The 22,365-nt window shown below is 64.2% G+C and carries 25 protein-coding genes; 9 read left to right on the top strand and 16 right to left on the bottom strand.

Annotated features, from left to right (window positions below):
• Positions 1 to 51 precede the first annotated feature (51 nt).
• Together ACELLULO517_RS04615 and ACELLULO517_RS04620 are read right to left on the bottom strand one after the other, a co-directional pair.
• Positions 52 to 1,011 carry an ABC transporter substrate-binding protein gene (locus ACELLULO517_RS04615; RefSeq protein ID WP_227306137.1) on the bottom strand — a complete coding sequence of 320 codons (960 nt, stop codon included), beginning with the start codon at positions 1,009 to 1,011 and terminating at the stop codon, positions 52 to 54.
• A 105-nt stretch (positions 1,012 to 1,116) separates the two neighbouring features.
• Positions 1,117 to 1,905 (bottom strand): alpha/beta fold hydrolase, encoded by a 789-nt coding sequence (locus ACELLULO517_RS04620; RefSeq protein WP_227306138.1) that lies wholly within the window; start codon positions 1,903 to 1,905, stop codon positions 1,117 to 1,119.
• Positions 1,906 to 2,106: 201 nt separating this feature from the next.
• On the opposite strand from ACELLULO517_RS04620, the gene ACELLULO517_RS04625 reads away from it, so the two are divergent.
• From ACELLULO517_RS04625 to ACELLULO517_RS04660, 8 genes are all read left to right on the top strand, one after another.
• On the top strand, positions 2,107 to 3,024 hold the full coding sequence (locus tag ACELLULO517_RS04625) for a LysR family transcriptional regulator (RefSeq protein ID WP_227306139.1): 918 nt from the start codon (positions 2,107 to 2,109) through the stop codon (positions 3,022 to 3,024).
• Between the two features lie 168 nt (positions 3,025 to 3,192).
• Positions 3,193 to 4,293, top strand: a complete 1,101-nt coding sequence (locus tag ACELLULO517_RS04630) for an LLM class flavin-dependent oxidoreductase (RefSeq protein WP_227306140.1) — start codon at positions 3,193 to 3,195, stop codon at positions 4,291 to 4,293.
• The gene (locus ACELLULO517_RS04635; protein WP_227306141.1) at positions 4,265 to 4,690 is read left to right on the top strand and encodes a RidA family protein; all 426 of its coding nucleotides are present in this window, start codon (positions 4,265 to 4,267) and stop codon (positions 4,688 to 4,690) included. Before ACELLULO517_RS04630 ends, ACELLULO517_RS04635 begins: the two co-directional genes overlap by 29 nt.
• A 61-nt stretch (positions 4,691 to 4,751) precedes the next feature.
• Entirely contained in the window at positions 4,752 to 5,738 is a 987-nt protein-coding gene (locus ACELLULO517_RS04640) for a BMP family protein (RefSeq protein WP_227306142.1), read from the top strand.
• Positions 5,739 to 5,747: 9 nt separating this feature from the next.
• On the top strand, positions 5,748 to 7,241 hold the full coding sequence (locus tag ACELLULO517_RS04645; protein WP_227306143.1) for an ABC transporter ATP-binding protein: 1,494 nt from the start codon (positions 5,748 to 5,750) through the stop codon (positions 7,239 to 7,241).
• Positions 7,242 to 7,246: 5 nt separating this feature from the next.
• Positions 7,247 to 8,317 (top strand): ABC transporter permease, encoded by a 1,071-nt coding sequence (locus tag ACELLULO517_RS04650; protein WP_227306144.1) that lies wholly within the window; start codon positions 7,247 to 7,249, stop codon positions 8,315 to 8,317.
• Positions 8,317 to 9,255: an ABC transporter permease gene (locus ACELLULO517_RS04655; RefSeq protein ID WP_227306145.1), complete on the top strand. Its 939-nt coding sequence runs from the start codon at positions 8,317 to 8,319 to the stop codon at positions 9,253 to 9,255. Before ACELLULO517_RS04650 ends, ACELLULO517_RS04655 begins: the two co-directional genes overlap by 1 nt.
• A complete protein-coding gene (locus ACELLULO517_RS04660; protein ID WP_227306146.1) occupies positions 9,252 to 10,076 on the top strand; it encodes a helix-turn-helix domain-containing protein in 825 nt (274 codons plus the stop codon). Before ACELLULO517_RS04655 ends, ACELLULO517_RS04660 begins: the two co-directional genes overlap by 4 nt.
• A gap of 8 nt (positions 10,077 to 10,084) precedes the next feature.
• Here ACELLULO517_RS04660 and ACELLULO517_RS04665 read toward each other — a convergent pair whose 3' ends face one another.
• The 14 genes from ACELLULO517_RS04665 to ACELLULO517_RS04730 form a co-directional block, all read right to left on the bottom strand.
• The gene (locus tag ACELLULO517_RS04665) at positions 10,085 to 10,729 is read right to left on the bottom strand and encodes an FMN-binding negative transcriptional regulator (protein ID WP_227306147.1); all 645 of its coding nucleotides are present in this window, start codon (positions 10,727 to 10,729) and stop codon (positions 10,085 to 10,087) included.
• A gap of 16 nt (positions 10,730 to 10,745) precedes the next feature.
• Positions 10,746 to 11,114: a DUF779 domain-containing protein gene (locus ACELLULO517_RS04670; RefSeq protein WP_227306148.1), complete on the bottom strand. Its 369-nt coding sequence runs from the start codon at positions 11,112 to 11,114 to the stop codon at positions 10,746 to 10,748.
• Positions 11,115 to 11,183: 69 nt separating this feature from the next.
• On the bottom strand, positions 11,184 to 11,498 hold the full coding sequence (locus ACELLULO517_RS04675) for a hypothetical protein (RefSeq protein ID WP_227306149.1): 315 nt from the start codon (positions 11,496 to 11,498) through the stop codon (positions 11,184 to 11,186).
• Entirely contained in the window at positions 11,495 to 12,451 is a 957-nt protein-coding gene (msrP, locus tag ACELLULO517_RS04680; protein ID WP_227306150.1) for a protein-methionine-sulfoxide reductase catalytic subunit MsrP, read from the bottom strand. The genes ACELLULO517_RS04675 and msrP overlap by 4 nt, the downstream gene beginning before the upstream one ends.
• 89 nt (positions 12,452 to 12,540) lie before the next feature.
• Complete coding sequence (locus ACELLULO517_RS04685; RefSeq protein ID WP_227306151.1) at positions 12,541 to 12,768, bottom strand: hypothetical protein; 228 nt, start codon at positions 12,766 to 12,768, stop codon at positions 12,541 to 12,543.
• A gap of 77 nt (positions 12,769 to 12,845) precedes the next feature.
• The gene (locus ACELLULO517_RS04690) at positions 12,846 to 13,637 is read right to left on the bottom strand and encodes an MBL fold metallo-hydrolase (RefSeq protein WP_227306152.1); all 792 of its coding nucleotides are present in this window, start codon (positions 13,635 to 13,637) and stop codon (positions 12,846 to 12,848) included.
• Positions 13,634 to 14,413 carry a TatD family hydrolase gene (locus ACELLULO517_RS04695; RefSeq protein WP_227306153.1) on the bottom strand — a complete coding sequence of 260 codons (780 nt, stop codon included), beginning with the start codon at positions 14,411 to 14,413 and terminating at the stop codon, positions 13,634 to 13,636. The genes ACELLULO517_RS04690 and ACELLULO517_RS04695 overlap by 4 nt, the downstream gene beginning before the upstream one ends.
• Positions 14,414 to 14,415: 2 nt before the next feature.
• Positions 14,416 to 15,954 (bottom strand): methionine--tRNA ligase, encoded by a 1,539-nt coding sequence (metG, locus tag ACELLULO517_RS04700; RefSeq protein ID WP_227306154.1) that lies wholly within the window; start codon positions 15,952 to 15,954, stop codon positions 14,416 to 14,418.
• On the bottom strand, positions 15,951 to 16,955 hold the full coding sequence (locus tag ACELLULO517_RS04705; RefSeq protein ID WP_227306898.1) for a DNA polymerase III subunit delta': 1,005 nt from the start codon (positions 16,953 to 16,955) through the stop codon (positions 15,951 to 15,953). The genes metG and ACELLULO517_RS04705 overlap by 4 nt, the downstream gene beginning before the upstream one ends.
• Positions 16,952 to 17,383: an FKBP-type peptidyl-prolyl cis-trans isomerase gene (locus tag ACELLULO517_RS04710; protein WP_227306155.1), complete on the bottom strand. Its 432-nt coding sequence runs from the start codon at positions 17,381 to 17,383 to the stop codon at positions 16,952 to 16,954. The genes ACELLULO517_RS04705 and ACELLULO517_RS04710 overlap by 4 nt, the downstream gene beginning before the upstream one ends.
• 7 nt (positions 17,384 to 17,390) lie before the next feature.
• Complete coding sequence (gene tmk, locus ACELLULO517_RS04715) at positions 17,391 to 18,053, bottom strand: dTMP kinase (RefSeq protein WP_227306156.1); 663 nt, start codon at positions 18,051 to 18,053, stop codon at positions 17,391 to 17,393.
• A gap of 2 nt (positions 18,054 to 18,055) precedes the next feature.
• Positions 18,056 to 19,297 carry a D-alanyl-D-alanine carboxypeptidase family protein gene (locus tag ACELLULO517_RS04720; protein WP_227306157.1) on the bottom strand — a complete coding sequence of 414 codons (1,242 nt, stop codon included), beginning with the start codon at positions 19,295 to 19,297 and terminating at the stop codon, positions 18,056 to 18,058.
• A 49-nt stretch (positions 19,298 to 19,346) separates the two neighbouring features.
• Positions 19,347 to 20,234 carry an SPOR domain-containing protein gene (locus tag ACELLULO517_RS04725; protein WP_227306158.1) on the bottom strand — a complete coding sequence of 296 codons (888 nt, stop codon included), beginning with the start codon at positions 20,232 to 20,234 and terminating at the stop codon, positions 19,347 to 19,349.
• Entirely contained in the window at positions 20,231 to 21,214 is a 984-nt protein-coding gene (locus ACELLULO517_RS04730; protein WP_227306159.1) for a lytic murein transglycosylase, read from the bottom strand. Before ACELLULO517_RS04730 ends, ACELLULO517_RS04725 begins: the two co-directional genes overlap by 4 nt.
• A gap of 185 nt (positions 21,215 to 21,399) precedes the next feature.
• Here ACELLULO517_RS04730 and map point away from each other — a divergent pair, with 185 nt between their 5' ends.
• A complete protein-coding gene (gene map, locus ACELLULO517_RS04735) occupies positions 21,400 to 22,200 on the top strand; it encodes a type I methionyl aminopeptidase (protein WP_227306160.1) in 801 nt (266 codons plus the stop codon).
• Positions 22,201 to 22,365: the final 165 nt, after the last annotated feature.

Consider the following 22,365-nt stretch of genomic DNA (forward strand, 5'->3'; position numbering starts at 1 on the left):
GCAGTTGGCCTGCCAAGCTGTCGCTGACAGGCCAATCGCATAAGCCCTTGATCAGGGCGCCTTAAGCTCAATCGCGTAATCCGCCAGAGCGGGCTTGGTTTTGATGAGCTTGTGGTCAAGCATGAACTGCTCGTAATCGGTGTAGCGCTTCTGATCGAGGGTGAAGGGATCTTTCGCGAAATAAGGCAGCGTCTGATACCAGGCCGTCTTGTTCAGCTTGTTGTTGAGGTCGGGGTGCTGCTTGATGAAAGCGGCCCACATTTCATCCGGATGGGCTTGCAGATAGGCAGCACCTTCCTGCATCGCTTCCAGGAAAGCGGCGATCTTCGGATCATGCGCTTCCTTCTTGTTCGCGATCAGCACAAGCTCGTCATCCGCCGGCACGCCGTAATCCTCGGGGATGAAGACAACGGGGGTCTTGCCCATGTCCTTAAGCTCGTTGACCTCGAAATTGCGATAGGCGCCGATCACGCCATCGACCTGATGGGAGGTCAGCGCCGTCACGAGCGCGAAATTGACATTGACGAGGGTGACATCCTTGGGCGAGACGCCGGCATGTTCCAGCATCGTGTCGACCACGGAATCATCAAGCCCGGCGACCGAATAACCGATCTTCTTGCCCTTGAAATCCGCCATCGTCTTGATGCCGCTGCCGTCGATCGAGGCCAGCACGTTCAGCGGCTTGTTGATCAGCGTGCCGACGCGCACGACGGGCAGACCCTCATCCGCCATCAGATAAAGCTGCGGCTGATAGGTCAGCGCCAGATCCGCTTGTCCGGCCGCGATCTGGCGCGGCGGCAGGCTGGGATCGGCGGGCGCGATGATCGTCACATCCAGCCCGTGGCGCTTGAAAGCGCCCGAATATTCCGCCGCCAGAATCGGTGCATGGTCGGGGTTGACGAACCAATCCAGCAGGATGGTCATCTTTTGGTCGGCATGGGCCTTCGGCATGCCCATGATCGGCATTCCAATGGCCAGCACGCAAGCACTCAGCAACAATTTGCGCAGCAAAGAACCCTCCTGTGATCGGCGCGCACAGCACGATGCCGCGGCGATATTCTTGTCAATAGCCGCCTTGCAATCGCCCGGCCGCCGACCGTACGACGGCCCCCCGCCTCAATAGGCGAGAAAGGTCATCACGGCCTTGTTGAAGATCTCCGGCTCGCATTGCGAGACCGCGTGCGCCCCATAGGGCAGAACCTGCAACGCGGCGCCCTCGATCCCGCGAGCGAGTTCTTCCGCGGATTCCAGCGGCGTCAGATTGTCGTCCCGCGCCACCAGAACCAGCGTCGGGCAGGTGATCTCGGGCAGATAGGCGCGACCGTCGAAAGCCGTCACAGCATTGACCCGCGCTTCCAGAATACTCGCTGTCGTGGACTGCTCGGCATTGCGGATCAGCGCCGGTTCGATCTCATCCCACTTCTCGCAGAGATAGCGCGGCGGGAACAGAAACACAGGCGAGGCGCGGTGATACATGGCCGGGCCGTAAGCCTTCAGCAGCTTCAGCCGCATCTCCATGGCGAGCGCCATCTGCGGGCAGAGCGTCGCCCATGACCCGTACAGCACCATCCGCTCCACCATCAGGGGGTAGCGCGCGGCCAGAACCTGGCCGATGGCCCCGCCCGTGGAATGGCCGAGGAACAGCACCCTCTTCTCCCCCAGCGCGTCCAACAGCCCGACCAGATCCTCGGTCAGTCCTTCGATCGAATAGGCGCCTTCCGTGCGCACGCTGGCGCCGGTGCCGCGATGATCGTAGCGGATAACGCGATAATGCTGTGACAGGGCCTCGATATTCGGGTTCCAATAGGAGGCGGTGCCGGCCAGGCCAGTGACCAGAAGCAGCGTCGGCCCGCTGCCGGACACCTCGTAATGGAACTCTTCGCCCCGAACCTGCACAGACGGCATCCAGCTACTCCTGATCCTTTGCCCCAATCGGGGCCGCGCACGCACTTCCGGCGGGCAGAGACACAACGTTGCGGGGGCGAGCATAAGAACCCCGGACGCGAAGTCCCTAGCCGAATGTGTTGCACGCCATGTTGCCGTTTGGGCAACACCAATGGCATCATCCGGCCTGTTTTTGCTACCCGCCGATGACGGAGCCCACCCATGAACCTGAGCGCCTATCGCTATTTCAATGAGGTCGCGGAAACCCGGTCGATCCGCCGCGCGGCCGACCGGCTGCATGTGGCGCCCTCGGCCATCAGCCGGCAGATCGCCATTCTGGAGCGCACGCTGGGCTCGCTGCTGCTGGAGCGGACCAATACCGGCATTCAGCTGACCCCGGCCGGTCTGGTGCTGGAACGCTATACCCGCCACATGTTCCGCGACCTGGAGCGCGTTCAGGAAAGCATCAAGAATATGAAGGGCTTACGCCTGGGCGAGGTGAAGATCTGGGTGATCGAGGGGCTGCTGCTGGACTTTCTGCCGCGCGCCATTTCCGAATTCAACGAGGAATTCCCGGCGATCAAATTCTCGGTCTATTCCGAATCCTCCGACCGTATCATCGAGGCGCTGATCCGTGACGAGGCCGAGATCGGCATCGTGTTCAACGTCAAACCCCGCCCTTCCATTGAGGTGGCGGCCCAATATACCGAGCCGGTGATGTGCATCGCCCACCCGTCTCACCCCTTCGCGTCCCGCGACAGCGTGTCCCTGGCGGAGATTTGCAGCCAGCAGGTCACCCTGCCGGTCGCCAGTTTCGGCCTGCGCCAGTTCATCGACCAGGCCATCGCGAAGCAGCGGCTGACGCCGGATATCCTGGTCTCCACCAATCATCTGGAGATGACCAAGGCCATGGCGCTGACCGGCAAGACGCTGGCGATCGCCCCTGCTTTGGCACTGCGGAAGGAGCTGTCGGACGGCAGGCTGAAGGCGATACCGATCTCCGACCCGGATTTCACCTCCGCCACATCGGCCGTCTGCGTCCATCGTGACCGCCGGCTGTCCTATGCGGCGGCGGAGTTTCTGAAGCGGCTGGTGAAATCCTTCCGCGCTGCCGTGGATTCCCCGCGCGGGCTTGCATAGGCGCGCCCGCTGACCTCGTTTTCAGCATGGCTTGTGTTGCCGGAAACGCAACGCGATGCAGATCAGATTGGAGCACGCCTGCGGGGGCTTTGCTGATAGCTTTGCTGCATTGCGATGACGGTTCTGCCCAACGGCAGCATCTCTGAGGGCTGAGATATGGATAAGGCTATGACCTCTGTCGAATTGGGTGTGTTCCTGCCGGTCGGCAACGGCGGCTGGATTACGTCGACGACGAGCCCGCAGCTTCCCGCGACCTACGAGTACAACAAAGCGGTGACGCTGCTGGCCGAAGACATGGGTTTCGACTTCGCGCTCAGCATGGCGAAATGGCGCGGCTATGGCGGTCCCAGCCAGCATTGGGATGTCACGCTCGAATCCCTGACGGCGATGTCGGGCCTGGCCGAAGCGACAAGCCGCATCGGCGTCTGGGGCACCGTGCATACGATGATCTTCCACCCGGCCGTGGTCGCGAAAATGGTCGCCGTCATCGACCAGATTTCCGGCGGGCGCTTCGGCCTGAACCTTGTCGCAGGCTCCAACCCGGTCGATCAGGGCCAGATGGGCCTGTGGCGCGATCTGGACCATGAAGGCCGCTACGCGCTGGCGGAAGAATGGATCACTGTCGCCAAGCGGCTATGGAGCGAAGATCGCGTCGATCATGACGGCCGGTTCTTCAACCTGACCGATTGCATGTCCAATCCTAAGCCGAAAAAGGCGCCGCCGATCATCTGCGCCGGCGCTTCCGACCGTGGCTTCCGCTTCACCATCCAGAATTGCACCGGCAGCTTTCTGCTCGGCAGCAATCGGGATGATTTCGTCAAGACCGCTTTGCGGGCGAAGGAACTCTCGGCCGAAATGGGCCGTGACGACTTCAAGACCTATGGTCTTTTCACCATCGTTCCCGGTGAGACCGACAGGCAGGCGCAAGAACGCGTCGATTACTTCAATTCCGGCGTCGACGTCGAAGCCTTGGACAATCAGACGCGCGAATACTCGTCTGACCCCAGTCTGAAGCAGAATACCATGGCGAACCGCTTCATCGCCCAGGGCGAGAGCCGTAATTCCATGTCTCCGGCGGCGATCATCGGCTCGCCCGAGACGATCGCGCGCAAGCTCGCCGATATCGTCATCAACGGCAAGTTGGACGGTATCACCGTCATCGTGCCGGACTTCATCGACGACCTGAAGACGATCGGCATTCCCGTGGTCGAAGGTCTGCGCGAATTTGGCGTGCAGACCAATGCCTATCAGCATCAGCACGGCGGGTAAGACAATGACCGTCATCAACCCGCGCGGCCTGAAGCAGCAGAGCTACTATAATCACGTCAAGATCCGTCCCGGCACGCCGGTTTTTCCGACCGGTCAGGTATCCTGGGATGAGAATGGCGCGGTTGTGGGTGCTGGCGATATCGATGCCCAGGTCGCCCAGACCTACAGGAATATCGGCCTGCTGCTGGCAGGGCTCGGGGCGACGCCGGACGATATCGTCAAGACCGTGACCTATGTCACCGATCCTGGCTTCGCCCCCGCCATCCATCGCGGACGGCTGGCTTTCTTTGACGGTGTGGAGCTTCCGGCCAGCACCTTCATCCATGTCGCGGGTCTCGCGGATGCGGACCTGCTGCTCGAAATCGACCTTGTCGTCATGATTGCCGACAAGCGCTGACACGCCTTGGCCCCAAAGGCCTTTTCCGAAACATTCAGAGAGAAAGTGATCTCTTCGTCAGATGACCTATAGCATTGATCGTCGCCGTTTCGTGGGCATGGCTCTCGGCACGGCTGTTCTTTCGGGCGCGGGCTTCGGCAGCGCGCGCGCTTTTGCCGCTGACCCGACGGAAGTCGCTGGTCTGTTCACGGGTTCCGTGACGCAGGGCAATTGGGACCCGCCGGGCTATGCCGCTTTCACGGCGATGGCGAAGAAATATAACTTCAAGCCCTCCTATGTCGATAACGCGACCTATGAGGCCGCCCCCGCCATTCTGCGCCAGATGGCCGCGCGCGGCGTGAAGATGATCATCTGCCACAGCTCCGGCTATTCGGCGGCGGTCGAGGAAGTGGCGAAGGAATATCCGAACACGCAGTTCGTCATCTACAGCTACGCGTCTGACACTGCCGGACTGAAGAACTACTCCGCTTGGTCGGTCAACTGGGATCAGTATGGCTTCGTCACCGGTGCGGCGGCCGCCGTGTCCAGCAAGGCCAAGCACATCGCCATCATTGCCGGCGAGGAAATCCCCTCCGCCAAACGCGCTGTGGAATTCACCATCAAGGGTGCGAAGTCCGTGACGCCGGACATCAAGGTCGAGACGATCTATACCGGCTCCTTCACGGATATCGCGAAGGCCAAGGAAATCGCGACCGGCGTTATCGCGCGCGGCGTGGATGTGCTGATCCCCTCCGCCGATCTGGCCGATGTCGGCACCCAGCAGGCGGCGGAAGACAATCAGGCCTTCACGATCGGGTCCTATATGGATCAGAGCAAGGATTACCCCGACGCGGTCGTCACCAGCACGGTGCTGAACTTCAACAAGGCCTATGACCAGATGGGCCAGTTCTTCACCGAGGGCAAACTGAACGGCACGATCTATACGATGGATCTGTCGAATGACGGCTGGACCATGGCGACCCCCTTCCGTCATGTCGATGCCAGCGTTCAGGCGCGGATTGTCGACCTGATGAGCAAGATCGCGAAGAACCAGATCTCGGTTGAATAGTCTTTGACCATGCCGACAGACCCCTTTCTCACCCTCACAGGCATAACCAAGGCCTTCGTTCCCGGACATCCTGTCCTGGACAATGTCACGGTCACGGTCCGGCGTGGGGAAATCCACGCCATCCTGGGTGAGAACGGGGCTGGTAAAAGCACCCTGCTGAACATCCTGTTCGGCATGTATCAGCCCGATATGGGTGGCATTCTGCTGGAGGGGCGTGAGGTTATTCACCGCTCCCCGGCAGACGCTATCGCCAACCGTATCGGCATGGTGCATCAGCATTTCAAACTGGTGCCGACCTTTACGGTCGCCGAAAATCTGCGTCTGGCCGCACCGCCCGCCATCAGGCCCAGCCTGGCCCGCAATGCCGATATTGCCAGGCTCGCTGACAGCTTCGGTCTTGCTATCGACCCGAAAGCCATCGTCTCCACCCTGCCCTTGTACCTGCAGCAGCGTGTGGAGATTCTGAAGGCGCTGATCAACCGCGCCGAGCTGATTTTGTTCGATGAGCCGACAACGATTCTGAATCCGGCCGAGATCGACGCCTTCTACAAGGTGCTGCAGCAGATCGCGGCCGAGGGAAGGGCTGTCGTCGTCGTCACCCATCACCTGAACGAAGTTACCGAACATGCGCAGCATGCCTCCGTCATCCGGCGCGGGCAGCTGATCAGCTCCGGCCCCGTCGCCGGCCGCGCGCGGGAGGATTTCGTGCGCGATATGGTGGGGCATGAGGTCGATCTGTCGGCCGCACTGGACGGCACCGGCGAAGCCCCCGGCCCTGTGCGGCTCGCCCTGCACAACGTCTCCGTCGCAGCCACGCCCTCCTCCTCCGGGTTGCGCGATACCTCGCTCACGCTGCGCGCCGGGGAGGTCGTCGGCATCGCGGGTGTGGAGGGCAACGGCCAGCGTGAGCTGTTCGAACTCGTGGCCGGCACCATCCTGCCCGACAGCGGCCGCGTGGAGGCTGGCCGTACCCATGCCGATGGCCGCCCGCGCGCCGGTCTGGTGCCGGAAGACCGCCATCAGGAAGGCCTGGTGCTTGACCTGCCGATCGCCATCAACCTGCTGCTCAACAAGATCGACGAAGCGCCCTATGCCCGCGCCGGCCGGCTGAACCATGCGGCGATTACCGCGCGAGCGGAGGAGATGCGCGCCGCGTCCGACGTGCGCAGCCGCAACGTGCATGTGACACCGCGCATTCTGTCCGGCGGCAATCAGCAGAAGATCGTGTTGGCGCGGGCCATGAACGAGGACGCCGATATCATCGCTGTCTATCAGCCGACGCGCGGCTTGGATGTGGCGGCGAGCGAGGAAATTCTGCGGCGCCTGCGCGATGCCGCCAATGGCGGGCGCGCAGTGCTGTTCATTTCCAGCAATCTGGATGAGATCATGCGCATCAGCGACCGCATCATCATTGTCTATGCCGGCCGTGCGGTCGGCGAATTGGACGGTCGCGCGTCCCGCGCGGAAATCGGCGCACTCATGACCGGGGGCGCGGCGCATTGACGACCATGACCGAAACCAGGACGCGCTGGCGCGACCGCGCCGGCAGCGCGGCCCAGAAACTGAGCCAGGGCTATGCGCTGGTCGTGATCATCGCCTTCGCCGCCAGCCTCGCGGTCGGGTTGCTGATCCTCGCGGCCCTTGGCGTATCGCCCTGGCGGGCGCTTGGCGTGATGATCGGCGGGGCCTTCGGGTCCCGTATGGCGATCGGCGATACGCTGGTCTTCATGACGCCCCGGCTGATGACGGCACTGGCCGCCCTCATCGCCATTCGCTGCGGTTTCTATAACCTGGGTGCGGAGGGGCAGTTGCAACTGGGTGCGGTCGGCGCCGTGCTGCCGGCGACCATGCTGCCGCATTCCCTCGGCCTGCTGCTGCTGCCGATCTCGCTGATCTCGGGCGCCATCTTCGGTGCGCTTTGGGGGCTTATTCCGGCGGTGCTGAAGCTGTGGCGCGGTGCGAATGAAATCATCGTCACGCTGATGATGAATTTCATCGGCATCTATTTCGTCAAATATCTGGTGGAAGGGCCGCTGCAGCCGGCGGGCTCCAACTTCAACATGTCGGCCAAGGTCGCGACCGGGGCGATGCTGCCGCTGATTCTGCCCGGCACGCGGCTGCATCTGGGCGCCGTCATCGCGGTCGTGGTCGCGGCTTTGCTATGGGTCCTGCTCTATCACAGCACCTTCGGCATCCGCCTCCGCGCCGCCGGGCTCAGTCCGCGCGCCGCGCGCCTGCAGGGGATGCCGCTGTCACGCCTGATCCTGTCCTCCATGCTCATTTCCGGCGCCATCGCGGGCCTGGGTGGCGCGATTGAGGTGCTGGGCGTGCAATACCGGCTGATCGAGGGGTTCAGCGCCGATTTCGGCTTCGACGGTCTGGCCGTCGCCCTGCTCGGCGGGCTGGAACCCTTGGGCGCGGTGATCGTCGCGCTCTATTTCGGCGCCATCAATAGCGGCACCATCGCGCTGCAAAGCGTGCTGAGCATCCCCTCCGCCATGGCGATGATCATGAGCGGTCTGCCGATCCTGTTCCTGGCCAGCATCCAGGGTTATCGGCTTGTGAAGGGGCGCCGCTGATGCTCTTCGATCCCATCACCATTTCGCTGCTGCTGGCTGCCGCCGTGCGGTTGAGCGCGCCGATGCTGCTCGCCTCCCTCGGCGAACTCGTCTCCGAACGCGCGGGGGTGCTCAATATCGGGCTTGAGGGTCTGATGCTGTTCGGTGCCTTCGGCGCCGTGCTGGGCCTGCAGGAAAGCAATGACCCGCTGATCGGCCTGCTCAGCGGTGCGCTGTGGGGCCTCGGTGCTGCTGCCATTCTGGCGCTGGCGGTGGCACTGCTGCGCGCCGACCAGATCGTCATCGGCATCGGCTTCAATATCCTGGCGCTCGGCGCCACATCGCTGCTGCGGCAGGTGGCGCTGAACCCGAGCTATAACGCGCCGTCGCTGCGTGCCGTCTCGCTCTATCGTATTCCTGTCCTGTATCATTGGCCGATCGTGGGCCGGGCTTTCTTCATGCAAAGCCCGGTCTTCTACGGCGCGGTCCTGCTGGCCATCTTGCTCGGCCTGATGCTGAAATACACCCGTCTGGGGCTGATCATCCGCGCGGTCGGCGAAGGCGCGGGCGCGGCTGACGCCGCCGGCGTTTCCGTCACGGTCGTGCGCTTCGGCGCCATGGCCTTCACCGGCCTCTGTGCGGGTCTCGGCGGCGGCTATCTCACCATCGTCGCCTCGGGCGGTGTCTTCGTGGATAATATGACGGCCGGGCGTGGCTATCTGGCGGTGGCTGTCGTCATCTTCAGCCGCTGGCGGCCGATCTGGATCCTGGCTGCCTCCATCCTGTTCGGCTGCGCGGATGCCTTGCAGTATCAGGGGCAGGCGATCGGCCTCTCCATCCCGCCGCCGTTGCTGCTGATGTCGCCCTTCGTGCTGGCGCTGGTCGCCTGGGTGCTGATGGGCAAAGGCAAGACCGGCCCCGGCGAAATCGGCCTTCCGTTCCTCAGAGGCCAGAAGTGAGCGGTCTGTTAATGAGCGGCCTGGCCCTCGCAGACCTGCGCCTGTCCGATGGCGCGATGCCGCAGGCCTGGGCCGGGCATCTCGGCGGCTTCTGTCTTCTGCGCATCGGGACGGGGCAGGCAAGGCTTGAGATGGACGGCGCCCACGTCGCAGTCATGGCCGGTGACCTCGTCTTCGGGCGCATCGGCCGGCGTCTATCGATCGCCGACAGCCATGATCTGACAGTACAGGCGGCGCTGTTTCCGCGTCAGGGCAGCGGCGCGCGTCTCGCCACCCTGCCCCTGGCCGCGCCGCTTTCGGTTCTCAGCGCCGGCATTCTGGGCGAGCTTCTGCGCGCCGCCGTGGACCGCCTTGACCGGCTGACCGAAGCCGAGATGCGGCCTTTGGAGATTGCGCTGGCGGAGCTGGTGGCATCGGCCTTGGCCGCGAATGCCTTGGCCGCGCGCGTGCTTAACGGTTCCGCCGGCAAGAACGCCATCGCGCTGCGGGCCATGCAGGTGATCGAGCTGCATCTGCCGGACCCCGATTTGTCACCGGCCCTGGTCGCGCACTATGCCGGTATTTCTCTGCGCTATCTGCAGCAGCTTTTCGAGGCGACGGGCGAGAATGCCAATCACCTGATCCGCCGCCGCCGGCTGGAACGCTGCTGCGACGACCTGCGCGATCCGCTTTATGCGGACCAGTCCATCTCCGCGATCTGCTTTCGCTGGGGGTTCAATGACAGCGCCTATTTCAGCCGCATCTTCAAGGACGTCCACGGCGTCTCACCCTCGGCTTACCGCAATGCCAGGGACGGCCGCTCGCTGGGTCTAGCCGCGTAGGTCCTGTGTCAGTCTTCCGTCATCGCTGTCGCCACGGCTTCGGCGACGGCATCCGCGCCCGGATTGCCCTCGGATCGCAGCCCCTCGATCACGCCGGCGCGGTCAGCCTCGCTGCGGTTCTGGCTCATCTTCCATTTGCCGGTGATCTCGGTGATCTCCAGCCGCAGGCCGACGATGGCGCGCAGCTGGCTGGCGATGAAATCCGCCGGTGCGTCCGCGACGGCCCAGGGCGCGTCGCGCCCATCCTCATGCCGTTCCGTCAGGCGACGAACGATATCCAGCAGCCCGGCCGCATCGTCGAAGAAGGAAATCCGGCCGCGCACCTGGATGGTGACGTAGTTCCAGGTCGGCACCACCTTGCCGGTCTGCCGCTTCGTCTCATACCAGCCGGGGGAGACATAGCCGTCAGGGCCGGAGAAGATGGCCAGCGCCTCGACCGACTGGTCCGTCGTTTTCCATTGCGGATTGGCCCGCGCCACATGACCCAGCAGATGGCCCTGCCCGCCGCTATCCGACAGGTCCAGCAATAGCGGCAGGGGTGTGGCTTCCAGCCCGGCCGTGCCGAAAGTCACCAGCTGAGCCATGGGATAATCGCGGATCGCCGCATGCAGGACATCGGTCCGGTCTTCCCGGAATTGGCGCGGCAAATACAAGCGGATGTCCTCTCAGTTATACGGGCGCGAGCCCCATTACCTCATCATCGGTGAAAACGCGCGACCGCGTCAAAAACCGCACGCCGCGACCATTCTCCAACGAGAACATGCCGCCACGACCGGCAACCACATCGATGATGATCTGGGTATGCTTCCAATAGTCGAATTGCGAGCGGCTCATGAAAAACGGCGCGCCGCCGATTTCCCCCAGTTGCACGTCGCTATCCCCGGTCATGAAATCGCCGCGCGGATAGCACATGGGGGAAGACCCGTCGCAACAGCCGCCCGATTGGTGAAACAGAATCGGGCCGTTTTCGCCGGCCAGTGTGGCGATCAGATCAAGGGCTTCCGGCGTCGCCGTGACCCGCACAACGGATGGCTCCATTGTTCCTTTTCCTTCCCGTTCTTACCGGCGGCTTATGATGCCGCCTTGGTTTTATAGGGTGAGCGACCGTCAGCCGCGCCAGCGGCGCGGTCTGGTGCGGCTGCCTTTCGGGCCGGACAGGCTGATCGCACCGCCGAACAGCACAAGGCCGATCGCGGTCGGCAGCAGCCAGGCCGGGCGCTGCAACAGCGGCCAGGCAAGTTCCGTCCAGGCCCAAGGCGGCAAATTATCCGTCACGAAACCCTGAAACGCGGGCATGAAACCGGGATCGGCCATGCTGATCAGGGTCTTCAGATCCATATCAGGCGGCCAGATGCTGGCGACGGCGAAGGCCGACACCAGAAAGATGGCTGCAAGCACAGACAGGATACGGACGATGATCACATGAACAGCTTACGCGTCTGTGGCATTCCAGCATAGAGCGAAGCGGCCCACTGGCCGTAGCCGTTGTAAATTTGCGTATCGACGACCTGATCCGTGCCGATCAGTCGTTCCTGCGCCTGGCTCCAGCGCGGATGCGGGAAGGCCGGGTTTACATTCGCCCAGAACCCGTATTCATCCGGCGCCAGCTGCGCCCAAAACGTATCCGGCTGCTTGTCCGCGAAACTGATCTTGACGATCGATTTTCCGGACTTAAAGCCGTATTTCCAAGGTGTTACGAGACGAATCGGACCGCCGTTCTGCGGCGGCATGGGCTTGCCGTACAGGCCAGTGCCGATGAAGGCGAGTTCGTTATTCGCCTCCGCCAAAGTCAATGCCTCGACATAGGGCCAGGGCATGAAGCCGCCCAGGCCGGGCATGACCTTGGGATCGGCGTCGCTGGTGAAGACGATGTATTTGGCGCCCGCGGTCGGCTTCGCCAGGGCGACGAGCTTCGACAGCGCAAATCCGGTCCAGGGCACCGTCATCGCCCAGGCTTCGACGCAGCGATGACGATAGACCCGTTCCTCGATCGGCATCTGCTTCAGCAGGTCGTCGATCGCGATGGTGAAAGGCTTCTCAACCATGCCGTCGAAGGCGATCGACCAGGGGCGTTGCGGGAAGCTCTGGGCCATCTGCCACAGGTCTTTGTCGGTGCTGAATTCGTAGAAGTTATTATAGGTCTCGGCGACCTTCTGGGCGGTCAGCGCGCGGCCGGGCTTGTAGCGCATGGCCGAGGCCGGGATGCCGGGCGGCGGCGCATCCGCGCGGGCGGCGGTGATGCCAAGACCGCCGACGGCGATCGCGCCGCCGATCACGGCGGCCGATGTCATCGCCGCGCGTCGGCTGAAAAAATCCTCTTCCGGCGTGATATCCCGCCCCGGAGCTTCCCAACCGCGCAGCCGTTTGATCAGCATTGTGCCGTCCCTCATTCCTTGACTACTTAGTCTATACGCCAGGACGGGAGGCATAGTTTCACGTCTCAACGTCGAGCGTTAACCCTTCGTCAGGGAATAAATCTTCCAAGCAGGCTCACCACGCCCGCGATGATGCCAGCGCCCAGTGACGCGGCAATGACCAAGGGAGCAAGGCTCCGCTCCCGCTCATATTTCGCGGCTTCCGCGATAAGCTTCTGCTGCTCAGCCTGGAACTTGCGACTTTCCGCCAGGGCGCGATCGATACGAACGATCTGCTCTCTGATATCAAGGTCATGTTCTGGTGCGGTTTCGGACAAGCTGTTCCCTCCGAAGGACAGCATTATGATCTTGAACCAAACCGCCTTCAACCTAGCCGAAAGACACCAGGCTGACCTCACTCAGGGATGGAAATTTCCATTCCGTCATAGGCGGGTTCGAAGCCGCGCGGCAGGTTGCGCATCATCCAGCCCCAATCCATGTCATTGCCCATATGGGTCAGGATCGTGCGGCGCGCGCCGAGCTTCGCCGCCCATTCGACGACCAGCGCCAGCCAGGCATGGGTCCGGTGCGGGTCACGCTGGAAGCAATCGACCATCCAGGTCTCGACCCCCGCCAGCGTTTCCCAAGCCGCGTCGTCCAGATCGACGACATCGGTGCAATAGGCGAAACGACCCAGGCGCAGGCCGAGCGTGGTGCCGAAACCATGGTCCTGTTCAAAGATGGAAAGCGCCATGCCTGCCAGATTGACGCTTTCGCCCGGCCGCACGGGCTCAGGCTCCAGCACGGGGCGGATGAAACCGGGCGGCCGCCAGGGCAGGAAAGCATAGTCGAAGCGCCGCTGCAGTTCTTCCAGCGTATGCGCATCCGCCCTGACCGGCATCGGCCGGTCGATGATGCGGTTGAGGATGCGCACATCATCCAACCCCAGAATGTGGTCGGCATGGGAATGGGTGTACAGAATGGCGTCGATCGAGCGGATGCCGTGATCGACCATCTGGTTGCGCATGTCGGGCGAGGTATCGACCAGGATGCGGCGGCCGTCATTGCCCTGCAGCACGATGGAGGAACGCGTGCGGCGGTTGCGCTTCTCGGCCGGGTCGCAGACACCCCAATCGCCGCGCCCGTCCGCCCCGCCGATCATGGGCACGCCGGCGGAGCCGCCGCAGCCGAGAACGATGGCCTTCATGCTGCGACCGTCTTCGGATAAAGGCGGCGGAAATTGGCGGAAGTCAGTTCGGCCAGGCCTTCGGCGGTCAATCCGCGCACCTCCGCCAGCTTGGCGGCGGTATGGGCGACATGGGCGGGTTCGTTCCGTTTGCCGCGAAAGGGTACCGGCGCCAGATAGGGGCTGTCGGTCTCGACCAGCAGGCGGTCGGCCGGCACATCCGCCGCGATCTCCCGCAACTCGGTCGATTTCGGGAAGGTCAGGATGCCCGAGAAGCTGAGATAGCCGCCGATCTCGATCGCGGCCTCGGCCAGACCGCGCCCCGACGAGAAGCAATGGAGCAGGAAGTCGAAGGGACCGCCCTCGGCCCGCTCCTCCTGCAGGATCGACGCGATATCGGCGTCAGCGTCACGGGCATGGATGGCAAGCGGCACGCCGGCGATCCGCGCGGCACGGATATGGGCGCGAAATCCCGCCTTCTGCACATCCGGCGGTGCGGTATCATAGAAGTAATCGAGCCCGGTTTCCCCGATGCCGATCACCTTCGGGTGCTGCGTCATCGCGACCAAAGTCTCGACCGCCGGCACCGGCTCCTCATGCGCATGCTGCGGATGAATGCCGATGGAGCACCAGATGCCGGGCTTGTCCTCGACCAGCGCCAGAATACGCCGGGACTGCTCCAGACTGGTGCCGATGGAGACCATTTCCCCCACCCCGGCCGCCCGCGCGCGGCCGATGACGGCGTCCAGTTCCTCGTCCTTGAAGTAATCGAGGTGGCAATGACTATCGATCAGCACGCTCAGGCGACCTCGTCCACGAAGCGCGGGAAGATGCCCTGCGGCGCGGGCAGCACGGTGCCGTCCACCAGCGGGATCGCGAGCCCGGCGAGCGTGCGGCCATCGGCCGGCACCACAAGTTGATCGAGCATCCGCCCCATGCTGTCCGGCATGAAAGGCTGCAGCACCGTCGCGATATGACGGATGGTATCGGCCAGCACGCGCAGCACGGAGCCCATGCGCAGGATATCGGTCTTCTTCAGCGCCCAGGGCGCCTGATGGTCGATATAGGCATTGCCGGCGCGGATCACCTTCCACGCCTCCTCCAACGCGACGTGATAGGCCTGGACCTCGATCGCGGCGCCGAGCAGCGCGGGCAGCGCCTGCGCCTGGGACAGCAGCGCGACGTCGGCCTCCGTCAGCGGGTCGGGCGCGGGCGGCAGCTTGCCCTCGCAGTTCTTCGCGATCATCGACAGGCTGCGCTGGCAGAGATTGCCGAGGTCATTGGCGAGTTCGATGTTCAGGCGGGAGATCAGCGCGCGGCGGCTGAAATCGCCGTCATTGCCGAAGGGCATTTCGCGCAGCAGGAAGAAGCGCACGGCATCCAGCCCGAATTCCGCGATCAGGGCATTCGGTTCGACGACATTGCCGACCGACTTGCTCATCTTCTCGCCGTCCGCCGTCCACCAGCCATTGGCGGCGACGCGCTTCGGCAGGGGAATCTCGGCCGCCATCAGGAAGGCCGGCCAATAGACGGCATGGAAGCGGATGATGTCCTTGCCGACCATATGCACATCCGCCGGCCAGAATTTGGCGCGCGGGGCGTCGGCGTCCGGGTAGCCTGTGGCCGTCAGGTAATTGGTCAGCGCATCCAGCCAGACATACATGACATGGGCTGGATCGTTCGGCACCGGCACGCCCCATGTGAAGCTGGTGCGGCTGACGGACAGATCCATCAGCCCGCCGCGCACGAAGCTCACCACTTCATTGCGCGGGCCATGGGGGCCGATGAAATCAGGATTGGCCTCGTAATGGGCCAGCAGCTTGTCCTGCCAGGCCGAGAGACGGAAGAAATAGCTCGGCTCGCGCACCCATTCGACCGGCGCGCCGGAAGGCGCCACGCGGATGCCGTGGACATTCGTCGTCAGCTCATCCTCGCCATAGAAGGCTTCGTCGCGGACGGCGTACCAGCCTTCGTAATGGTCCAGATAGATGTGCCCGGCATCCAGCAGCTTGGTCCAAAGCGCGGCGCAGGCGATCTTGTGCCGCTCCTCCGTCGTGCGGATGAAGTCGTCGTTGGACAGGCCGAGCGTCGCGGCCAGGCTTTGAAACTGCTCGGCCACCTGATCGGTAAAGGTCTGCGGGTCGACGCCGGCGTCCAGCGCCGCCTTCTCGACCTTCTGCCCGTGCTCGTCGGTGCCGGTCAGGAAGAAGACGTCATACCCGTCCAGCCGCTTCCACCGCGCCAGCACATCGGCTGCGATGGACGTATAGGCGTGGCCGATATGGGGCGCCCCGTTCACGTAATAGATCGGCGTCGTCACGTAGAAGCTTCTGGTCATGTTCCCGCCATCAGGCTCAGCCCCGCCAGCACCGCCTGTCGGCGATCCAAAGCGAAGCGTTCCGTCTCATCCTGGATTTGAGTCAGGGCCTGCCATACCTTACCCCAGTCATCAATGGAACGGCGGGCGAGCAGACCGGTCTGATGGCTGGACAGCGCACCGCGCGCGCCTTGCCGCACCACATCCGCTATGGCCTGGCGCAGCAGGTCCATGAACAGGCCGAAACTGTCCTCGTCGCGCGCCACGCCGTCCGCCACATGCAGCGCGGCTTGCCCGGTCGGCAGGGTGGCGAGCACGCGATGGACCTCGGCCGCCATCGCCGGACCGTCGCCGGCCGCCAAGGTCAAAGCCCGGCCGATGGAGCCCTCCGCCAGCCTTGCCATTTCCGCCTGCTCCTCGACACCGAGGTCCGGCAGATAGCGGCCGAGCAGCGTCTCGACATCGGGTTCGGTCAGCGGCGACAGGCGCAGGCGACGGCAACGGCTGCGAATGGTCGTCGGCAGCAGGCCCGGCGCGTGGCAGACCAGAAACAGCAGCGCGCCCGGCGGCGGTTCTTCCAGCAATTTCAGCAAGGCATTGGCAGCGTTGGTGTTCATATCCTCGGCGCCGTCGACGATGACGATGCGCGCCCCACCCTCGCCCGCCGTGCGGCGCAGGAACTGCGTCACCGCGCGCACCTCATCCACCACGATGTCGCGGCGCATGCGCTTGGTCTTCTCGTCCGCGCTGCGTTCCAACACCATCAGCCCGGCATGGGTGCCGGCCGCGATGCGGCGGAAGACCGGCTCGGCCGGGTCCATCTGCAAATCGGCGTCCGGCGGAAGGCCAGCCAGCAGCGCGCGCGCCAGCCGGAAGGCGAGCGTCGCCTTGCCGATGCCGCGCGTGCCGGTGATCAGCCAGGCATGGTGCAGCCGGCCGCTGCGGCGCGCAGCGCGCCATAGCCGCTCGGCCGCATCATGGCCGAGCAGGTCTGGGTTTTCGCGTGGCGGGAGGTGCGTCAGTTCACGCCCTGCAGCTTGACGTCGAACATCAGGGTCGCGCCCGGCGGAATGGAGCCGCCGGCACCCTGGTCGCCATAGCCCTGGTCCGGCGGAATGATGAGCGTGCGCTCCCCGCCGACCTTCATTCCGACCACGCCCGCATCCCAGCCGGCAATGACCTGGCCATTGCCGAGCACGAAGCTGAAGGGCTGGTTGCGGTCATAGGAGCTGTCGAACTTCTGCCCCTTCTGGCCGTCCTGATAGAGCCAGCCGGTATACATGACGACGACCGTCTGGCCGGGCTGGGCGACGGGTCCGGTGCCGACGACGCTGTCCTGCTCCATGACGCCGTCGGACAGCGTCGTGAAGCCGGCGGGCGCGGCCGCGAAAGCGGCCGAGGACAAGGCCATCATCGTCAGTCCGGCGATAGGCAGCATAAAACGGCGCATGGGCAATTTATCCTGTCGTGAGTGAGGTTTGCAGCCAGGTCCGAAGCCCGGCCAGGACATCCGCCTGCACATCGGCGAGCGGCGGGCCGGCATCGACGACCATGAAACGCTCTGGCGTTTCCTCAGCCTGGGCGAGGAAGGAGGCCCGCGCGCGCTCATGAAAATCGAGCGCCAGCCCCTCGAACCGGCCTTCATCGGTCGCGCTATCGGCAAGCCGGCGGCGGCTGCGACGCAGGCCTTCGGCCGGCGGAATATCAAGCAGCACCGTCAGATCCGGCCAATAATCGCCGACGAAATCCTGGTGCAGCTGGCGGATGAGCGGCAGGGCAATCCCCCGCCCGCCGCCTTGATAGGCGAGGGTGGAGCCGACATAGCGGTCACACAGCACGATCTGGCCGCTGGCCACCGCAGGCCTGATGACGCGCGTCACATGCTGCACGCGCGCCGCCGTCATCAGAAGCAGTTCCGACCCCTGATCCCAGACATGGCCGGCGTCTGACAGCAGCAGTGCCCGCAACTCCATCCCTTCCGGCGTGCCGCCGGGTTCGCGCGTCGTCAGGACGTCGAAACCGTCCGCGCGCAACGCCTCGGCGGCGGCGGCGAGGACAGAGCCCTTGCCGGCCCCGTCGCCGCCTTCAAAGACGATAAAGCGGCCGGATTTACGGCCCATGATCAGGCACCCGTGATGAAGTGCTTCAGGCGCGCCATGGCCCGGCCCGGCAGGCCGAGGCGCGGCACGTCGCCGGCCGCCACCAGATCGGTCGTGATGATCTGGCCGGGCGGGATGCCGGTACCGCTGAGGCTGATCTGACCGACCTTATGGCCGCTGATCACCGGGGCCGGGATCGGGGCCGGGTAATCGACCGCGATCTTGACGCCGTCGCGCCAGTTATTCGGCAAGGTCACGGTCAGCCCGCCCTGCACCGTCAACCCGACGGTCGGCACCTGGCCCAGCCAGACCGGCGCCTGGCTCACGATCTGCCCGGCCGCGAAGACCGGGACGTCCTGGAAGGTATTGAAGGCCCAATCCATCAGACGCTTCGATTCGGTGACGCGCGAATCCCAGGTCGGCAGACCGTTCAGCACCACGATGATGCGACGGCCATTGCGCTCGGTCGAACCCGCCTCGGAATAGCCACCCTCCTCGGTATGACCGGTCTTGAGACCGTCGCCGAGCCCGGCCGCGACCAGCGGATTACGGTTCTGCTGGGTGATCTTGTTATAGGTGAAGGTCTGCTCGCCCGCGTAATGATAATAGTCCGGGAAGTCGCGAATGATATGGGTGGCGAGCGTCGCGATGTCCCGCACGGACATGACATGCCCGTCCGCCGGCCAGCCGGAGGCATCCATGAAGTGGGAATCGTTCATCCCAAGCTTCTTGGCCTCGGCATTCATCATGGCGACGAAAGCGTCTTCCGACCCCGCGATGCCTTCGGCCAAAGCGACCGCCGCATCATTGCCGGAATCGACGAAGACGCCACGGATGAGGTCCTCGATCGTCACCTGGGTGCCGACCTGCAGGAACATGCGGCTGCCGCCCATATGCCAGGCGTGCTCGCTGATGGTGAAGGTCTGGCCGAGCGTCAGCTTGCCGGCCTTCAGCTGCGTGAAGGTGATGTAGATGGTCATCAGCTTGGTCAGCGAGGACGGCGGGCTGGGCGTATCCGCGTCCTTCGTCAGCAGCACCGCGTTGGTGTTGAAATCGATGACGATGGCATGGCTCGCGACCGTATCCACAGGGCCGACGGGGGTATCGGCCGGGGTGGAGACGGCGGCCGTCGCCGTGCCGGGGCCGCCCTCATCGCCGCTCGCCGCTGACTTGGCTGCGGCCTTTTTGCGCTTGGCCCAGGCCGGGACGGCGGCAAAGCTGGACAAGGCAGCGCCAGAGAGAAGCAGGAAGCGACGAGAATTCATGAGGCGGTTCCGATCCGGAGCACGAGCGGGTCTGACTGGCTTGCCCGGCTTACTGCACGATGATGGTGGCGTCCACGGCGCCAGCGGCGAGGCTGGACGAAAGCGCCGCATCGGCCTGCGGCACCGTATAATAGGGGCCGCTCTGCACGCCGTAGAGCATGCGCCCTCCCCCTGTGATCGCGATCACATGAGCATTTGGTAATCCGGACAGGCGCGCGGATTGGCGATAGGCGTCATAGCGATGGCCGAAGCTGCCGGACTGGACATAGAGCGCGCCGGGGCTGGGCGGCAGCTGTGTCACGCGCTCGGGCAGGCGCAAAGGCGGCACCGTTTCGGTGATCGAGCCGGTATTGGCGCGATCCGTCTGCACGACGGCCGCACCGCCGGCAGACGCGACGCCGGTCGGCGGGGCAAGGCTTTCGGCCTGAAAACCACCCATGGGCGCGGCCGCGATCTTGATGCCGCCGCCGAGGCTGTCGGCCAGCGCCTGACTTGCGTCCTTCTGGATCGTGACCCTGACCTCGGCCGCGCCATCGGCCGGAATGCCGAGCAACTGCGCCGCGCGCGGCGTCACCGCCAGGATACGGCCAGGATTGCCGGGGCCGCGATCATTCACGCGCAGCAGGATCTGCCGGCCGGTCTGCAGATTGGTCACTTGGACAATGCAGGGCAGTTGCAGGATCTGGCTGGCACCGGTCAGCGCCCCGGCGTCATAGGCTTCGCCGTCGGTCGTCAGCGGCGAAGCGTCATCGCCATAGACCGAGGCGAGACCGGTGCGGTCATAGCCGTAATCCTCACGCGGGTAGTACCAGGCGCCATTGGCCTGATAGCCCTGGCCGATGACGTAATGCGGATGGGAGGCAACCGGCGGCCCGCTTTTGACGCAGCCCGCGACCGCCATCATCGCGCCGAAAGCGGCAAAAGTGACGAGCTTCATGCGGTAACGAGATTGCCGAGCAGGCCGACCGAAAGGGCGTAGAAGTCGGACGGGTTATAGCGGCGGATCGCCTTGTAATTCGGATAGACAAGATAGGCCGCGCCGCCGACGCCGTCCGGCTGGATCACGCGCCCCGGCAGGGACGCGGACACATAGGCATGGCCGGGCAAGCGCCGCACGCCCATGGCGAGCCATTGCGACAGCGGCTGCGCCTGATCCGGATCGATCGCCGGCGCGTCGACCGAGGGGCCGAGGATGACCTGCTCGCCCCAGGGCTGTCCCTGTTTCCAGCCGGAGACGCGCAGGTAATTGCCGATGGAGGCCAGGCTGTCCGGTATATTCGTCCAGATATTCGGGCGGCTTTGGCCGGAGAAGCTGACGGCGAGCTTGAGATAGACGCTCGGCATGAATTGCGGCTGGCCCATGGCCCCGGCATAGGAGCCGGTCATGCCCTGGGCCGAGACCGCGCCGCTGTCGATAATATGAAGGGCCGCGATCAGTTCCGAGCGGAAATAGGCCGGGCGATGGCTGGACCAGGCCAGGGTCGCCAAAGCCTGCACGACCGAAAAACCGCCGGTATAGCTGCCGTAATTGGTCTCCAACCCCCAGATGCCGAGAATGACGCCGGGATCGACGCCGTATTCCGTGCGGACCGCCGCCAGAACCTGCTGGCTCGCCGCGTATTTCTGCTGCCCGGCGGCGACCCGCGCGGCGGAGAGGCGCTTGGCCGAATACTGCGCCCAGGTCTGGGTGAATTCCGCCTGATAATTGTCGAGCCGGATGACGTCCGAATTCGGCTGCAGACCATAGAGCGCGGCGCGGCGGGTGGCGTAGCTGACGCCCTGCCCGGCGGCCATGCGATCGACCTCGACCAGAAAGCTCTGGAAGCTGCCGGTGGCGGCCCACGCCGCCCCCTCGCTACCCAGAAGCAGGGTCGCGGAAGCAGCGGGAATCGCGTGGAGAAGGGTGCGGCGGCGCATGTCCGCTGTCTGCCAGAGGCTGCGCTGTCAAGCAACTGACGGGATTGTCACCTGGGCCCAAGCCCCATCGGACGCGGCGAACCCTGCCCTGCCCGCATCGCCCTTGCACGCGGCGAGGCGCGCAGCGCATTCTCCGCCGCTTGTGGGCCCAAAAACAGGCCAAGAAAGGCGTTGGAGATCAGGGTATGGATGGCGAGACGGACGCGCGGCAGATCAGCCTTTACGCGCAGGAAAATTTCCCGGCGCTGCATGCGGCTGGACGGCTGGCTGCCGAAACGCTGGATATGATCGCGCCTTTCGTGTTGCCCGGTGTCACGACCGAGCGGCTGGATCAGCTCTGCCACGATTTTATCCTGGATCATAAGGCCGTGCCGGCGCCGCTGAACTATCGCGGCTATCCGAAATCGATCTGCACCTCCATCAACCATGTCGTCTGCCACGGCATTCCCGGCGCGCGAAAGCTGGAAGAAGCCGATATCCTGAATATCGACATCACCGTCATTCTGGACGGCTGGTACGGCGACAGCAGCCGCATGTATGCGGCCGGCACGCCCAGCACCAAGGCCAAGCGGCTGATGGATATCACCTACGAGTCGCTGATGCGCGGCATTGCCGTCGCCCGCCCCGGCAATACGCTGGGCGATATCGGCCACGCCATCCAAAGCTATGTCGAGCCGCAGCGCCTGACGATCGTGCGGGATTTCTGCGGCCACGGTATCGGCCTGCGCTTTCATGAGCCGCCCAATGTCCTGCATTACGGCCGCCCCGGCTTGGGCACCAAGCTTCGCCCCGGCATGGTCTTTACCATCGAGCCGATGATCAACGCCGGCCGGCCCGAGGTGAAGATCCTGGATGACGGCTGGACCGCGGTGACGCGCGACCGCAGCCTGTCGGCGCAGTTCGAGCATATGATCGGCATTACCGAGACCGGCTGCGAGGTTTTTACGCTATCGCCGGCCGGGCATACCAAGCCGCCTTACGCCTGATCGGCCTCCGGACGGACGCTTTCGCACCAGCATGGCGAGAGCGTCCGGGCCGATGCTGACCTTAGAGCGTTTCCTGCTCGCTTACGCTCACAGGTGCCGCTCTAGGTTATTGTTTTTGCGAGCATCTTCACCCGGTCAGATGATTCTATCTGACCGGGATCTGCT

The sequence above is a fragment of the Acidisoma cellulosilyticum genome (assembly GCF_020621385.1).
Classification (GTDB): Bacteria; Pseudomonadota; Alphaproteobacteria; order Acetobacterales; family Acetobacteraceae; genus Acidisoma; species Acidisoma cellulosilyticum.